Genomic DNA, 14,559 nt, shown 5'->3' with positions numbered 1-14,559 from the left:
ATCGAGCCGCGATCGACCCGCGATCGACCCGCGACTGATGCATCGATTTCTGCTCGATTGCCGCTCGATTGATCCCGTTTGATCTCGACCTGAGGATCCCTGCCATGCCGACGCCGACCACGCCTTACTCCGCCTTCCCCAACACGCTGCGGCAACGCCTGATCGCGGGCGAACGCCTGATCGGCTGCTGGTGCTCGCTCGCCAGCCCGATCAGCACCGAGGTGCTGGGCGTGGCCGGTTTCGATTGGCTGCTGCTGGACGGCGAGCACTCGCCCAACGAGGTCAGCAGCTTCGTGCCGCAGCTGATGGCGTTGAAGGACAGCGTCAGCGCGCCGGTCGTGCGGCCGAGCAGCAACAACGCCGTCGAGATCAAGCGCCTGCTCGACGCGGGCTTCTCCAACCTGCTGATCCCCTTCGTCGAGACCGCCGAGGAGGCGGCGCGCGCCGTCGCCGCGACGCGTTATCCGCCGCAGGGCATCCGCGGCGTGTCGGTCTCGCAGCGCAACAACCGCTATGGCACGGTGCCGGGCTACTTCCAGGGCATCAACGAGCAGATCGCCGTGATCGTCCAGATCGAGAGCCCGGCGGGCGTGGCCGCGGTCGCGGACATCGCGGCGGTGGCGGGCGTGGACGCCGTGTTCATCGGCCCGTCCGACCTGGCGGCCGGCTACGGCCACCTGGGCAACCCGCAGCATCCCGACGTGCAGGCGGCGATGGCGACGATCTACGCCGCGTGCAAGGCGGCGGGCAAACCGGTCGGCATCCTCGCGCCGGTCGAGGCCGACGCGCGTCGTTATATCGAGCAGGGCGCGACCTTCGTCGCCGTGGGCAGCGACCTCGGCGTCTTCCGCGCCGCCACGCAGGGCCTGCGCGACAAGTTCAAGGACTGACCCCGTCATCGATCCGAGGACCCGGGCCGCGCTGGCGGCCGCGGTCCTTTCCGCTTCATCCATCTCGGCAGTGAAAGAGAGCAATTCATGAGCATCAAGATCGGCTTCATCGGCCTGGGCATCATGGGCGCGCCCATGGCGGTGCGTCTCGCGCAGGGCGGGCATCAGCTGTTCGTCCACACCCGTTCCAAGGTCCGTGAGGACGTCGCCGCCGTTGGTGTCACCGTCTGCGACAGCGCCACGGAAGTCGCGCAGCAGGCCGAGGTGATCTTCACGATGGTCCCGGACACGCCGGACGTCGAACGCGTGCTGTTCGGCGAAGGCGGCATCGCCGCCGCGTTCGCCGGCGGCAAGGGCGCGGGCAAGACGGTCGTGGACATGAGCTCGATCTCGCCGATCGCGACCAAGGACTTCGCGCAGCGCATCGAGGCGCTCGGCGCCGAGTGGCTGGACGCGCCGGTCTCCGGCGGCGAGGTCGGCGCCAAGGCCGGCACGCTGTCCATCATGGTCGGCGGCAAGGAAGCCACCTTCGCGCGCATCAGGCCGCTGTTCGAGCTGATGGGCAAGAACATCACGCTGGTCGGCGGCGCGAGCGCGGGCCAGGTCACCAAGGTGGCCAACCAGATCATCGTGGCGCTGAACATCGCCGCAGTGAGCGAGGCGCTGGTCTTCGCGTCCAAGGCCGGCGCCGATCCGGCCAAGGTGCGCGAGGCGCTGATGGGCGGCTTCGCCTCCAGCCGCATCCTCGAGGTGCACGGCGAGCGCATGATCAAGCGCACCTTCAACCCGGGCTTCCGGATCGCGCTGCACCAGAAGGACCTGAACCTCGCGCTGCAGAGCGCCAAGGCCATGAACCTCGCGCTGCCCAACACCGCCAACACCGCGCAGCTGATGCAGGCCGCCGCGGCGCAGGGCTGGGACCAGCTCGACCACTCGGCGCTGGTGCGGGCGCTGGAAGTGCTGGCCAAGCACGAGGTCGGTAGCACTACGGACGCCGCTTGAGGGGACAGGTCTCCACAATCGCCGGTCATGAGCCAGCCCCACGACGATTCCGCTTCCCCGGCCGCTTCCCCGGCCGCCCCGACGTCCGGTCCCGGTTCGCCCGGTCCGGGCGCTCCGGCCGCCGGGTCGCCGGTCGCCGGATCGCCGGCGGCTGAGGCCCTGCTCGCGGATCCCCGCGCGCTGCTCAAGCATCTCTACCGCGTGGCGGTGGACCGGGCGCTGCCGGGCAAGATCCTCGCGAGCCACCTGCCGCCGCCGCCGAAGGGCCGGACGCTGGTGATCGGCGCGGGCAAGGGCGGCGGATCGATGGCGCAGGCATTCGAGGCCGCCTGGCCGGCGAGCGCGCCCATGACCGGGCTGGTGATCACGCGTTACGGCCACATCCCGCCGGACTACCGGCCGCGCCGCATCGAGATGGTCGAGGCCGCGCACCCGGTGCCCGACGCCGCCGGCGAGCGCGCCGCGGCCCGGATGATGCAGAAGGTGCGCGACTTCAACCCCACCGTCGACGACCAGGTGATCTGCCTGATCTCGGGCGGCGGCTCGGCGTTGATGCCGCTGCCGGCGCCGGGGCTGACGCTGGCCGACAAGCAGGCGGTCAACCGCGCGCTGCTGGCCAGCGGCGCCAACATCGTCGAAATGAACTGCGTGCGCAAGCACCTCAGCGGGATCAAGGGCGGGCGGCTGGCCGCCGCCTGCGCGCCGGCCAAGGTGCTGACGCTGATGATCTCCGACGTGCCCGGCGACGATCCGCAGGTGATCGCCTCCGGCCCGACGGTGCCCGACGCGAGCACCTGCGCCGAGGCGCTGGCGATCTGCCGCCGCTACCGCATCGCGCTGCCCCAGCTCGCCATCGACGCGCTGGAACGCGGCGAGTGGGAGACGCCCAAACCCGGCGATGCCTGCTTCGACGGCCATGAGCAGCGCATCATCGCGGCGCCGCGCCAGAGCCTGCTGGCGGCCGCCGAGGCGGCCCGCGCGCTCGGCATCACCGCGCATGTGCTCTCCGACGAGATCGAAGGCGAGTCGCGCGAGGTCGGCCGCGTGCATGCGGCGCTGGCGCGCTCGGTCGCGCGGCACGGCGAGCCCTTCGCCAAGCCCTGCCTGATCCTGTCCGGCGGCGAGACGACGGTGACGCTGGTCCCGCAGCCCGGACGCGGCGGTCGTGCCGGCGAGTTCGTGCTCGGCTGCGCGATCGCGCTGGACGGGCAGCCGGAGGTCTGGGGCCTGGCCGCGGACACCGACGGCATCGACGGCGTCGAGGACAACGCGGGGGCCTTCCTCAGCCCCAGCACGCTGGAGCGCGCCCGCGCGCTCGGCCTGAAGCCGGCGGACCTGCTGGCGGCCAACAACGGCTACGCGTTGTTCGAGGCCCTCGGCGACCTGCTGATCACCGGGCCGACGCAGACCAACGTCAACGACTTCCGCGCGCTGCTGATCCGCTGAGGCGTTTCACAGATATCCCCCCATCGAGCGAATCGACGGGGGAAATTGAACGGATGTTGACGCGCCTCAAGGCAATTTCCGTTCAGGGCGAGGACAGTCCGGCATTTCCGGTTTCCGAGAGTGCCCGTGATCGCCCACCTGACGTCCGACCCTGACGGATCCGCTGAGTCCAGCGATTCCGCGCCCGTGGCTGGCCCCGCGCCCGTCCTCATTCCTGCCCTCATTCCTGCCTCCATCCCCGCCTCCACTCCCGCCGCCATCCCCGCCGGGGCCCGTCTCGCCTCCGAGGCGGCTTTCCCTCCGGCCGGTGCCGGACTCGTTCCCGGTCCCGGCCATCCGATCCCCTGGCGCGTGCTGCTGGGCGACCTGCTGCTGGACGGCGAGAGCTGGTCCGCGCTGGCCGCCATGACACAGCTGCGCCGCTGCAAGGCCGGCGAGCTGGCGGTCCGCCGCGGCGATGCCGCGGTGGCCATGCTGGCGCTGTGCGAGGGCAAGGTCGCCGCGCGCGCGCCGCTGACCGGTCCGCTGTGGCTGGACCTGCACACCGCCTGGCTCGAGGGCCGCTACGAGGAGGACGTCAGCGTCGTCTCCGCGTCGGCGGTGGTGATGGTCTGGCCGATGTCCGTCGCGGCGATGTGGCTGCGCTCGCAGCCGCTGGTGCTGGAGGCGCTGGTGCGGGCCGCGGCCACGCAGCTGCGAGACGCGCAGGACGCGATCCGCGGCCTGACGATGAAGGACGCCACCGGTCGCGTGGCCGCCTGGCTGCTGGCGCAGGCCGGGGCCGCCGGGGAAGTGCAGTTCAGCGAGCGCAAGCGCGACGTGGCGGCGCAACTGTCGATCTCGCCGGAGACGCTGTCGCGCACGCTGCGGCAGCTCGCCGATCGGGGCGTGCTGGCGGTCCAGGGCTACCGCATCGGCCTGCTGGACCGGGTCAAGCTGCTGGCGCTGGCGCGCGGTCGCTGAGCGGCTTAGACTCGCTGCCACACTTGTCGTTACGTCCCGAGGAGGCCAATGTGACGATCGCCAGCGTGACCCCCCTGACTGCCGTGACCATTGCCGGTTCCAGCGCGGAACGTTTCCTCGGGGGGCACGCCAGCCTCCCCGTGATGCCCGAGGTCGGACGCAAGCTGCTGCGCAGCCTGGACGACGACGGCGTCTCGCTCGGGCAGATCGCCGAGCTGATCGGCAAGGACTCGACGCTCGCGGCCAAGGTGCTGCGCCTGGCCAATTCGGCGCGCTACAGCCCGTCGCACACGATCAGCACGCTGCAGGACGCGGCGATGGCGCTGGGGCTGGAGACGCTGCGCAACCTCGCGATGGCGGCCAGCCTTTCCGGCACCTTCCCCGACGTGAAGGGCCTCGACCGCCAGCGCTTCTGGCGGCACAGCGTGCGCACGGCCGGTCATGCGCGGCTGCTGGCCAAGCTGCTGCAGGGCGACGCGGACGCCGCCTACCTCGCGGGCCTGATGCTGCGCACGGGCCAGCTGATGATGGCGATGAGCGAGCCCGACCAGGTCGCCGACGTCGAAGCCCACGCGGGCGAGCCCGGCAGCCGCTTCTCGCTGGAGTCGCACCGCTTCGGCTGCACGCATGCCGACGTGACGGCGGCGCTCGCGGCGCACTGGCACTTCCCGGCGGATCTGGTCGAGGCCTTCAAGGACACGAACGCGCCGCTGGACGTGCGGCCGTTCTCGATGCTCGCCGCGATCCTGCACCTGGCCGAGGTGGTCGCCGACGCCTGCGACCAGGACGTCGACCGCATCGCCGCGCTCACGACCGCGGTGCCCGAGCTGGTCGAGCATCTCCACCTGGACCTCGACTTCCTGCGCCTGCGCCTGGACGGCTGCGGGGATCCGGGACAGGACGTCGAGCTGATGCTCAAGTGACGCGGCACTGAGGTAAGGTCGGCCGCTTCACGATCCAGGAAAAGATTCGGAGACGGCATGACGACATACCAGGGAAGCTGCCACTGCGGCCGCGTGGCTTACGAGGTGGACGGCGAGATCGACGGCGCGATGTCGTGCAACTGCTCGATGTGCCAGCGCAAGGGCTCGCTGCTGTGGTTCGTGCCGCGCGCGCAGTTCCGCTTGAAGACCGACGAGTCGGCGGCCGCCACCTACCTGTTCAACAAGCACGCGATCAAGCACCGCTTCTGCGCGGTCTGCGGGATCCATCCGTATGCCGAGGGCACGGACCCGAAGGGCAATGCGATGGCGGCGATCAACGTCCGCTGCCTCGAAGGCATCGAGCTGGAAAGCATTCCGGTCACGCACTACAACGGCCGGGATTCCTGATGCGGCGCTGATGCGGCGCTGATGCGCGCGCGACGCGGCACGCTCACTCCCTCTCCCGCAAGCGGGAGAGGGATTCCTGCATCAGCGCGTGCTCACAGCTTCGTGATCCGCACCCAGTTCAGGTTCCAGCCGCTGGCCGGCGCGTAGACGCCGAGCGCATAGGTGCCGGCGTTGACGTTCACGGTGTGCGACACCGTGGTCCAGTTCTGCCAGCCGCCGGTGGCCGGGATCGCGACCTGGCCGAGCTGGATGCTGCCGGCGTTCAGGTCCAGCGAGAGCCGCGCGCCGCTCGGGCTGGCGACGCGGTACTCGACGCGATAGCTGCCATTGGTCGGGAAGTTGACGTTGGCGTAGGCCATCCAATCGCCGGTGTCGATCCAGCCGACGTTGCTGCCGCCTTCGCTGCAGGCCTCGGTCTGCACGCCGCTCTGGCTGGTGAAGCTCTCGGCCTCGATCAGGCGGCTCGTCGTCGGCGGCGGCGTGGTGCCGCCGATCTCGGCGCGGATCGCGCTCAGCAGGCTGTTGGCGCCGGTGCCGTCCTGCGACAGCTCCCAGATCATCACGCCCGAACCCTGCTGCAGCGCCAGCCGTGTCTTGGCCTTGATCGTCGGGATGCCGTTGTAGGTGACGTAGCCGCAGCTGGCGCACAGCGTGCCGACGAGGTCCTTCTGCGCCGCCGCCGCGCCGAACTGGTTGACGATGTCGTTGAAGCCGTAGTCCGACGCGTAGCCGTTGAAGCCGTAGCCGTAGAACGGCACGCCCAGCACCAGCTTCTCCTTCGGCAGGCCGCGCGACTGCCAGGTCGCGACGTCGCGTTGCGCCATCGCGTAGGTCGAGTGCTCCTGCCCGACCTGACCCCAGTTCGGTCCCACGTTGTCGTAGGACATGATGGTCACGAAGTCGAAGTGCGGGATCGAGGAGACCGGGATCATCCCGCCCTCGTAGGTGGCCGTGGCCGCGGTGATCAGCTTGCCGGGCAGCGCGGCGCGCAAGGCCTGGATGAAGGGCGTGTAGTTGCCGGCGCGGTCGATGGCGGTCAGCACGCCGCCTTCGATGTCGATGTCCGCGCCGTCAAGACCGAAGGTGTTCACGAACTGCGCCAGGCCGTTGACCGTGGCCGCGCGATTGCCCGGCTGCAGCAGCGTCTGCCAGTTGCCGGAGCAGCCGGGGATCGCGCCGCCGGCCACCGAGATCAGCACCTTCGCGCCGGCCGCGTGGGCCTTCTGCACGACGTAGCGGATGTCGGCGGCGGAGGCGTCCATGCAGGTCGGATTGCCGTTGCTGAGGAAGGCGCCGCTGCCCGACGGATTCGCGAAGGCGAGGTTCACGTGGGTGAGCTTGGTCAGGTCGGTGCGGTCGGCCACGGCACGCAGGCCCTTCCAGCCCGGGATGTAGCCGACCACCTTGGTCTGGGCGAGGGCGCTGGACGCCACGCCGCACAGCGCGAGCGCGGCCAGCAGGCCGGTGAGGACAGGACGGCGGAACGATTCGGACAGTGTCATCGCAAGCTCCCTTGGGGTTGAGGGATCGGTCGGGCGCAGCGCGACATCCGCGCGGCCTCTGCCGATCGCCGGCGATTCTGTGGCGTTTCGTGAAATCGCTTTCATGGTTGTCCCTGAATCGGCGACGCGTGTTCCGTATCGAGTGCAACGAGGCGTTGCACCGTTCGGCGCCCATGCGGGCTCGTGTCCGCCTTGTAAAGCGCGAAACGCTGGAAACCTGCTTGCGCCCGCTTACCAATCGGCGCGACCCGTTGCACGGCGTGCGCAGAGCGCTCCGAATAATCCGCCGCCTACCTCCAAAGGACGGATTCATGACGATCACCACCGCGCGCCAGGACGGCGCTCTCCGCCTGCATCCGCTGGCCCTGTCGCTCGCCCTGGCCGGCGTGCTCGTCGGTTGCGGGGGCGGCAGCGATGGCGCCGGCGCCCTGGTGTCCGCGGCTCAGCAGAATGGCGGTGGCACCGCGTCCGCGGGCGCCGTCACGGCGGCCGCCGATCCGCAGGTCTGCTTCTACGAGCACGCCAACTACGCCGGCGCCGGCCTGTGCCGCAGCACCACGACGAGCTGGATCGGCCCGACCTGGAACGACCGCATCTCGTCCTTCCGCGTGCCGGCGGGCTTCAAGGTGGAACTCTTCGCCGACATCAACTTCGGCGGCCGCTCGGTGACGCTGACGGCGGACAACGCCAACCTGGCCGCGGTCAGCCTCAACGACGCGGTGTCGTCGATGCGCGTCACGAAGGTGGTGGCGTCGAACGTGACGCTGGCCTCCGTGCAATTCGCGCAGTCCATGCTTTACGGCAGCACGGACAACCAGCTGGTGCTGGTCGCCAACAAGCCGGCGCTGCTGAAGGTCAACGTGACCGCGCCGGCCGGCACCGCCGCGCCGACGGGCCTCGTGCGCGTCGACAACACGGTCGACGGCAGCAGCCGCGACCTGGTGCTGGCGGCACCGCGCCGCGGCCTGCCGACGACGGTGTCGGAGACGCAATCCTTCGACGACGCCTACAGCGTGAGCATCCCGGCCGAGCTGGTGAAGAGCGGCCTGAAGGTGACGGTGACCGTCGCCGGCGCCGCGGCGCAGAGCTTCACGCCGCGCGTGGGCGGCGGCACGCCGATGCGTTTCGTGCCGATCCCGGTGCGCATCGCCGGCACGACGGGCCAGCTGCCGACGGACCAGAGCGCGCATCTGCGCGCGCTGTTCCCGGTGTCGACGGTCACGCTGCAATCGCACCCGGCCTTCGTGTCGAGCAAGGTCACCACGCTGCCGAGCACCGACGCGCAGTGGAGCGACGCCTTCGGCAAGATCCTGGGCGAGCTCGCCGACCTGCACCGCATCGAGGGCGCGGCCCGTCACGACTACTACTTCGGCTTCATCCCCAAGCGCACCTGGGGTCTGGCGGGCCTGGGCTACGTGCCAGGCAACTCGGCGGTCGGCTTCGACATGCCGAGCAATCCGGACACGGTGCGCGATGTCGTCGCGCACGAGCTGGGCCACAACTTCTCGCTGCCGCATGCGGCCTGCGGCGGCGCCGGGTCGCCGGATCCGAAGTACCCGTACCCGGACGCCAACCTGGGCAAGCCGGGCCGCTACATCTGGAGCTACCTGTCGGACACGAACACGTTCTACGACCCGCGCCCGACGGACCGCCACGACATCATGAGCTACTGCGGCGGCAAGGTGTTCTCGGACTACAACTACCGCATCATGCAGACCTTCCTGACGCCGGCCGACACGGCCAAGGCGCAGGCGGCCGAGGCCAAGGCGGTGGCGCAGGACGTGCTGCTGGTGAGCGGCAGCATCAACGGCCGTCAGGTCGAGATCAACCCGGTGAAGGCGCTGTTCGCCAAGCCCGACGCGGCCTCCGGCCCGTACGTGCTGCGCGTGCAGACGACGGGCGGCCAGATCCAGGACCAGGCCTTCACGGCGATGGCGCTGGACCATGACGGCGACAACCAGCACTTCAGCGTGCTGGTGCCCAAGGTCGACAGCATCGCCAGCATCAGCGTGATCAAGGACGGTGTGACGCTGGCGCAGGCCCAGGCGAAGGTGACCAACGCCCGTGCGAAGTCGCTGGCGGCCGGCGGCAGCCGAGCGCAGGTGACGGTGAAGGAAGCCGGCGGCAAGGCGACGTTGCGTTGGGACGCGGAGTCCGCGCCGTTCCTGAGCGTGACCTGGACGGACGGCACCCGCCGCCTGAACCTGGCGCAAGACCTGCAGGGCGGCGAGACGACGCTGGACACGCATGAGCTGCCGGCCGGCGGCCGCTTCGAGTTCATCGTGTCGGATGGCTTGAACGCGCAGCGGATCGAGTCGGCGCGTTGATCAGCCGCCCGATCGGCCCACGACGGCCCTGAGCGCTGCGCCTGATCGGGGCGCACGCTCCCTCGACGCCCCGCATCCGCGGGGCGTTCTCGTTCCGGTGACCGAGCCTGCCGGTATCGCCTCAAGATACCCAGGACTTTCGTCCATTGACGCGGCGTGCCCCTGAAAGACACTGCGGTCCTTCTCCCGACCTGCTCCGGCCGCGCGCGACATGGACTCCTTCGAAGCTTTCTGCCTGCTCGCCGCCCTGGGCTATCTGTGGTGGCAGCTCACCAACGTGAAGCGGCGCGTCCGGGTCCTGGAGGAGCGCCTCGCGGTACAGGACGCTGCGCGTCCGCTGTCCGCATCCGTCGACACGGCACCATCGTCACAGGGGGCGGCCCCGGTGCCGAAGCAGCCGGCCGCGCTCCCTGCGGCGACATCGCCGATCGCCGCCGCGACTGCAACTGCAACCGTGCCGATGTCGCCTCAGGGCATGCCGTCAACGCCGCGCTCCGTCGAGCCGCCGCCAACGCCTCGCCCCGTCGAGGCGCCGCAGGCGCCGGCGGCGCACGCGCCATATGAGCCGGTGTCCGTGCCCGCCGGACCTGTATCCGTGCCCGCCGCGGCGGTGACATCGACGACGGTCCTGGCGCGCCCGCCAGCAGCACCGCGAGCCGCGCCGGCATCGCCGGCTCAGTCCGCCACGCCGCCGTGGCAGGTCGCCTTCTTCGACCTGCTGCGCAAGAACCTCTTCGCCGTCGCCGGCATCGTCCTGCTGCTGCTGGGCTTCGTCGTGCTCTTCCGCTCCATCGAGTGGGGCCATCTGCTGTCGCCGCTGGCCAAGGTGTCGCTGGGCTGGGCCGCGGCGGCGGCGCTCGGTTTCGCCGGCATCAAGCTGAGCGCGCGCAACGGGCTCTGGGGTCAGGTCGTGCAGGGCGGGGCGGCGGCCATCGGCTTCCTGGCGACCTATGTCGGCGCGTCGGGATACGAAGTCATCTCACCGACCATCGCGCTGGTGCTCTTCACCGCGATCTCCGGCGTGCTGGTGTATCGCGCGCTGAAGGAGGATGCGAAGGTGCTGGCCGGCGTCGGCTTCCTGGGCGCCTACGCGGCGCCGCTGCTGGCGATGTACGGCCACGCCGGGCTGCTCTTCAACCTCGGCTACGGCCTCATCGTCACGGCCTTCGCGCTGTGGGTGAGCCTGTCGCGCCGCTGGCAGGAGATCGGCATCCACGCGCATGTCTGCGCGACGGGCCTGGCCTCGCTGGCCTATGCAGGCGCGAGCCACGAGCCCGCGCTGCCCGCGTGGCAGCAGCAGGCGTTGCTGCTGGCCTACGTCGCCCAGTTCGCGGGCTGGGCCATCGCCTGGGCGCAACGGCACAGTCCCGCTGAGCTGGCGCGTGGCGACGTCTCGTCCGCGCCGGCGCGCGAGATACCGATCCTGAGCGCCTGCTTCTCGACGACCGCCGTCGTGTTCATCGCGCTGGAGAGCTGGCTGCTGGCGCCGACCGCCTTCATGGTCGTCGCCTTCATCACGGCGGCAGTCCTCGCTTTCATCGGCCTCCGCGTGTTCCGCCAGCAGGCGCTGCGCGAGACCGCCTGGGTGCTGAGCGCGCTGAGCGTCGCCGCCGGACTGGTGCAGGGCGACCTCGCGCGCTCGGTCGCGAGCTTCGGCCTCTTCGCCGAAGGCGCCATCCTGATGCTGACGACGCGCGCGCAGTCCGTCATCCGGCGCGTGCTGGCGCGCGTGCTCTTCGCCGTGGGCGCCGTCGCCGTGATGGACGTGCCGGCGCTGTGGCCGGTCGCGCTGCTGCTTGTGGCAGGTCTTGCCATGTCCTTGCGCATGCAGCGCGAGGGCAGGGCGGTGGACGCGGCGCTCGCAGCGGCTGTGACGGTCTCGGCCGCCGCGGCGTTCTCGTACCGGTATGCCGGGCTCGATTTCCGCCTCCTGCCCGTGTTCACGCTGATCATGCTCGGAGCGACCGCGCTGGCGCATGTGCTGGGCCGATCGTCGGCCGCGTCGGTCGTGTCGGACGAAGCCGGTGATGCGATGCACGTGTCCTCCGCGAAGCATGCGGAGGATTCGAAGATCGCTGGCGTCGGATTCGTGCCGACGATCTACGCGGCCGTCCTGGCGCTGGGATGGCTGCTCACACTGACGGTGGCGCGGGAGGCGCCGCGAGGCCTGGCGCTCGGCGCGCTGGTGACGCCGGTGGTCTTCGGCGCGGTGGTGGCGCTGAGGTCGCTGCGCAGGACGCTCAGCCCAGGCGCGGCCGAGCGCGCGAAGGCGCTGCTCTGGCTGGCGCATCTGCTGCCGGCGCTCGTGGCCTTCATCTTCAGCAGCAGTTGGGCGCTGATCGCCTTGCTCGCGGTCGCGGGTACCGCCGCCTTCGCGCATGTGCTGCGTCGACTGAGGGTCGATGCGCCGGCGGCCAAGGCGTTCTACGTCACGCCCTACAGCGTGGCGCACGCGGCGCTGCTGGGATCACCGGTCCCGCTGGTGCTGGCGGCTTGGCCCTATGTCGGCACGAACAGTGTGGAATGGGCGATGGCGGCAGCGTCGTTCTATGCCGCGCTGGTCACCTGGTGGAAGCTCGGCGAGGGCGTGCCCGCGCAGGTCCGCAGCGTCGCCGCCTCGGCGGCGGGCGTGGCGATGGGCTACGTCGTCGTCCGTGGCCTCACGGATCCGCCGCAACTCGCGTTCGAGCTCGCGTGGAACAGCTACCTGCTGCCGGTGGCGTTGGCCGCCGTCGGCGTGGGCTTCCTGTTCCTGAGCACGCGCGGCGGTCGCCGCCTGGCCTGGCAGGTCTCGGCCGTCGTCCTGGCGGGCTCGGCGGTCAAGCTGCTGCTGTCGCTGGGCAGCCTGGCGCTGTCTCCGATGGGGATCGTCGGCAGCCTGCTCGGCATGGGGGCGCTGTTCCTGCTGGCGGGATATCTGGCGCCGCAGCCACCGGCCAGGGAGTAGACGCGCCAACGCGCGCAGCGGGCCTAGGCGAAGCGCTTGCGGTACTCGACCAGGCTCAACCCCAGCCTTCGGCTGAACGCCCGCCGGAAGCCGTCCACGTTCGCGTAGCCGACCGCGTCGGCCAGGCGCTTCGCCGGCAGGTCGGAGTCCTCCGCCATGCGGCGCGCGGCATCGATGCGGGCGTTCTCGACGAACTCCGCGGGTGTCGTGCCCGTCTCGCTGCGGAACACGCGCGCGAAGGTGCGCTCGCTCATGCCCGCGCGGCGCGCGAGCGCCGGGATGGACAGGTCCGCACGCAGATGGGCGAGCACGTAGTCTTGGATCGTGCTCACGTCGGAGCGCTCCGCCGTCTGCGCGGCCAGATGGGCGCTGAACTGGCTCTGCCCACCGGGGCGCTTCAGGAACATCACCAGCTGGCGCGCGACGCGCAGTGCGAGCTCGCGCCCGTGGTCGTCCTCGACCATCGCGAGCGCCAGGTCCATGCCCGCGGTCACGCCCGCCGACGTGAAGAGATTCCCGTCCTTCACGTAGATCGCGTCGGGCTCGACGCAGGCGTCGGGATGGTCGGCCGCGAGACGGTCGGTCGAGTTCCAGTGCGTTGCCACGCGTTTGCCGTCCAGGAGGCCGGCGGAGGCCAGCGCGAAGGCGCCTGTGCACACCGAGCCGTAGCGACGCGCCGTGCGCGCCTGGCGTTGCAGCCAACGCCGCAGGTCCTCGTCGACTGCCATGTCCTCGCGCCGGGGACTGCCCGCGACGAGCAGCGTATCGATGCGCCCGCGATGCGTCGCCACCGTCGCGTCGATCGCCAAGCGCAGTCCGCCGCTGCTGCGGAGCAGACCTGCGTCCGTGCTGATGACGCTCACCTGATACGCCTTGGCATCGCCGAGCTGCCGGGACGCTTCCGCGAAGACATCGGCAGGTCCGGCGACGTCGAGCAGCTGGAAGCGGGGGAAGGCGAGGATGGCGATGCGCATGGCGGTGAATGCCCGGTGATTGGCAGGAAACGCCGTGCCGTGGGTGGGCACGCTCCGGGGAGCTTGGCAGAAAATAACAGCACACGCAAATACAGCCAACGACCCAGCCAAGGACGCCCGCCATGCACGCCTCGCCTCCCATGCTCCCGCCCATGTCTCAGCCCATTTCTGAGCCCATGTCCGTGACGCCGAGCCTGCCGGGCCCGTCGGCGTCTTCCGCCCACGCCGGCACCTCGATCCGTCACCTGCCGGTGAACCTCTTCGCGTCCGTGATGGGCTTGTCCGGCCTGGCGCTGGCCTGGCGCCTCGCGCACCGCAACCTCGACGTGCCCGCGTTCATCGGCGAGGCGGTCGGCGCGCTCGCGGTCGCCGTGTTCGTGCTGATGGCCGCGGGGTATCTGTTCAAGCTGGCGACGCATCCGGACGCCGTGCGCGCGGAGTTCAATCACCCGGTGGGCGGCAACTTCTTCGGCACGATCGCGATCTCGCTGCTGCTGCTGTCGTCGCTGATCGAGCCCTACAGCGCGACGACGGCCCATGCGTTGTGGACGCTCGGCGGGCTGGGTGCGTTCACGCTCGCGTTCATCGCGGTCTCGCGGCTGCTGAAGGGGCAGCTGGAGTCCGCGCTCGTCATGCCCGCGTGGCTGCTTTCCGGCGTGGCGACGCTTGACATCGCGGTCACGGGCCGCGACATGCCCATGGCGTGGGCGCCGGAGATGAACCTGATCGCCGGTGCGGTCGGCGCCATGCTGGCGCCGGTGCTGTTCGTGATGATCGTGAGCCGCCTCGTCCACCGCGATCCGCTGGCGCCGGGGGTGACGCCGTCGTTGATGATGCTGGTCGCGCCGTTCGAGGTGGGCTTCCTCGCGTACACCAACATCATCGGTGGCGTCGATCGGTTCGCGGCAGTGCTCTTCTACTTCGGGCTGTTCCTGTTCCTCGTGATCGCGCCGAAGGTGTTCCGTCGGAGCATCGCGTTCTCACCGGCGTGGTGGGGGATCAGCTTCCCGATCGCGGCGCTGGCGAGCGCGGCGCTGAAGTACGCGCATCACGCAGGTGGACTGCCGCTCCAGGTGCTGGCGATCGTGTTGCTCGGCGCGTTGAGCGTGGCGTTGGCGGTGCTGTTCGTGAGGACCGTCGCGATCGTCTTGAATGGGAAGTTGTTCCGGTGATCAGC

The 14,559-nt window shown here is 70.4% G+C and carries 11 protein-coding genes; 9 read left to right on the top strand and 2 right to left on the bottom strand.

The genetic code is table 11. The annotated features are described in order from the left end of the window. Positions 1-104: 104 nt before the first annotated feature. The 6 genes from garL to ACQ4L4_RS15235 all read left to right on the top strand — a co-directional run bounded on the left by garL (position 105) and on the right by ACQ4L4_RS15235 (position 5,632). Positions 105-890 (top strand): 2-dehydro-3-deoxyglucarate aldolase, encoded by a 786-nt coding sequence (gene garL, locus ACQ4L4_RS15260; RefSeq protein WP_377161116.1) that lies wholly within the window; start codon positions 105-107, stop codon positions 888-890. A gap of 87 nt (positions 891-977) precedes the next feature. After that, on the top strand, positions 978-1,892 hold the full coding sequence (locus tag ACQ4L4_RS15255) for a 2-hydroxy-3-oxopropionate reductase (RefSeq protein WP_431099787.1): 915 nt from the start codon (positions 978-980) through the stop codon (positions 1,890-1,892). Between the two features lie 27 nt (positions 1,893-1,919). Further along, positions 1,920-3,338: a glycerate kinase type-2 family protein gene (locus ACQ4L4_RS15250; RefSeq protein ID WP_431099786.1), complete on the top strand. Its 1,419-nt coding sequence runs from the start codon at positions 1,920-1,922 to the stop codon at positions 3,336-3,338. A 351-nt stretch (positions 3,339-3,689) separates the two neighbouring features. Beyond that, positions 3,690-4,301, top strand: a complete 612-nt coding sequence (locus ACQ4L4_RS15245; RefSeq protein WP_431099785.1) for a Crp/Fnr family transcriptional regulator — start codon at positions 3,690-3,692, stop codon at positions 4,299-4,301. Positions 4,302-4,366: 65 nt separating this feature from the next. Continuing rightward, positions 4,367-5,224, top strand: coding sequence for an HDOD domain-containing protein (locus ACQ4L4_RS15240; protein ID WP_431099784.1), 858 nt, complete (start codon positions 4,367-4,369; stop codon positions 5,222-5,224). A gap of 57 nt (positions 5,225-5,281) precedes the next feature. Then, the gene (locus ACQ4L4_RS15235; RefSeq protein WP_377161126.1) at positions 5,282-5,632 is read left to right on the top strand and encodes a GFA family protein; all 351 of its coding nucleotides are present in this window, start codon (positions 5,282-5,284) and stop codon (positions 5,630-5,632) included. 92 nt (positions 5,633-5,724) lie between these two features. Here ACQ4L4_RS15235 and ACQ4L4_RS15230 read toward each other — a convergent pair whose 3' ends face one another. Further along, entirely contained in the window at positions 5,725-7,134 is a 1,410-nt protein-coding gene (locus ACQ4L4_RS15230) for a carbohydrate-binding protein (RefSeq protein ID WP_431099783.1), read from the bottom strand. A gap of 311 nt (positions 7,135-7,445) precedes the next feature. Between ACQ4L4_RS15230 and ACQ4L4_RS15225 the strand changes: the two genes are divergently transcribed. Together ACQ4L4_RS15225 and ACQ4L4_RS15220 are read left to right on the top strand one after the other, a co-directional pair. Continuing rightward, the gene (locus ACQ4L4_RS15225) at positions 7,446-9,461 is read left to right on the top strand and encodes a peptidase inhibitor family I36 protein (RefSeq protein WP_431099782.1); all 2,016 of its coding nucleotides are present in this window, start codon (positions 7,446-7,448) and stop codon (positions 9,459-9,461) included. A 211-nt stretch (positions 9,462-9,672) separates the two neighbouring features. Beyond that, positions 9,673-12,408, top strand: a complete 2,736-nt coding sequence (locus ACQ4L4_RS15220; RefSeq protein ID WP_431099781.1) for a DUF2339 domain-containing protein — start codon at positions 9,673-9,675, stop codon at positions 12,406-12,408. A gap of 23 nt (positions 12,409-12,431) precedes the next feature. Here ACQ4L4_RS15220 and ACQ4L4_RS15215 read toward each other — a convergent pair whose 3' ends face one another. Next, entirely contained in the window at positions 12,432-13,382 is a 951-nt protein-coding gene (locus tag ACQ4L4_RS15215) for a GlxA family transcriptional regulator (RefSeq protein WP_431099780.1), read from the bottom strand. A 176-nt stretch (positions 13,383-13,558) separates the two neighbouring features. Here ACQ4L4_RS15215 and ACQ4L4_RS15210 point away from each other — a divergent pair, with 176 nt between their 5' ends. Continuing rightward, positions 13,559-14,554, top strand: coding sequence for an SLAC1 anion channel family protein (locus tag ACQ4L4_RS15210; protein WP_431099778.1), 996 nt, complete (start codon positions 13,559-13,561; stop codon positions 14,552-14,554). The last annotated feature ends 5 nt before the right edge of the window (positions 14,555-14,559 follow it).

The sequence above is a fragment of the Roseateles noduli genome (assembly GCF_050626985.1).
GTDB classification, from domain to species: Bacteria; Pseudomonadota; Gammaproteobacteria; order Burkholderiales; family Burkholderiaceae_C; genus Roseateles; species Roseateles noduli_A.
Note: the sequence above shows the minus strand (reverse complement) of the source record. Positions and strands in the feature narration are given on the sequence as shown.

What these genes read in the sequence shown, in the direction of transcription:
- ACQ4L4_RS15210 (WP_431099778.1), top strand. Translation starts at nt 13,559, where the DNA reads ATGTCCGTGACGCCGAGCCTGCCGGGCCCGTCGGCGTCTTCCGCCCAC.
- ACQ4L4_RS15225 (WP_431099782.1), top strand. Translation starts at nt 7,446, where the DNA reads ATGACGATCACCACCGCGCGCCAGGACGGCGCTCTCCGCCTGCATCCG.
- garL (WP_377161116.1), top strand. Translation starts at nt 105, where the DNA reads ATGCCGACGCCGACCACGCCTTACTCCGCCTTCCCCAACACGCTGCGG.
- ACQ4L4_RS15250 (WP_431099786.1), top strand. Translation starts at nt 1,920, where the DNA reads ATGAGCCAGCCCCACGACGATTCCGCTTCCCCGGCCGCTTCCCCGGCC.
- ACQ4L4_RS15215 (WP_431099780.1), bottom strand. Translation starts at nt 13,382, where the DNA reads ATGCGCATCGCCATCCTCGCCTTCCCCCGCTTCCAGCTGCTCGACGTC.
- ACQ4L4_RS15230 (WP_431099783.1), bottom strand. Translation starts at nt 7,134, where the DNA reads ATGACACTGTCCGAATCGTTCCGCCGTCCTGTCCTCACCGGCCTGCTG.
- ACQ4L4_RS15220 (WP_431099781.1), top strand. Translation starts at nt 9,673, where the DNA reads ATGGACTCCTTCGAAGCTTTCTGCCTGCTCGCCGCCCTGGGCTATCTG.
- ACQ4L4_RS15235 (WP_377161126.1), top strand. Translation starts at nt 5,282, where the DNA reads ATGACGACATACCAGGGAAGCTGCCACTGCGGCCGCGTGGCTTACGAG.
- ACQ4L4_RS15255 (WP_431099787.1), top strand. Translation starts at nt 978, where the DNA reads ATGAGCATCAAGATCGGCTTCATCGGCCTGGGCATCATGGGCGCGCCC.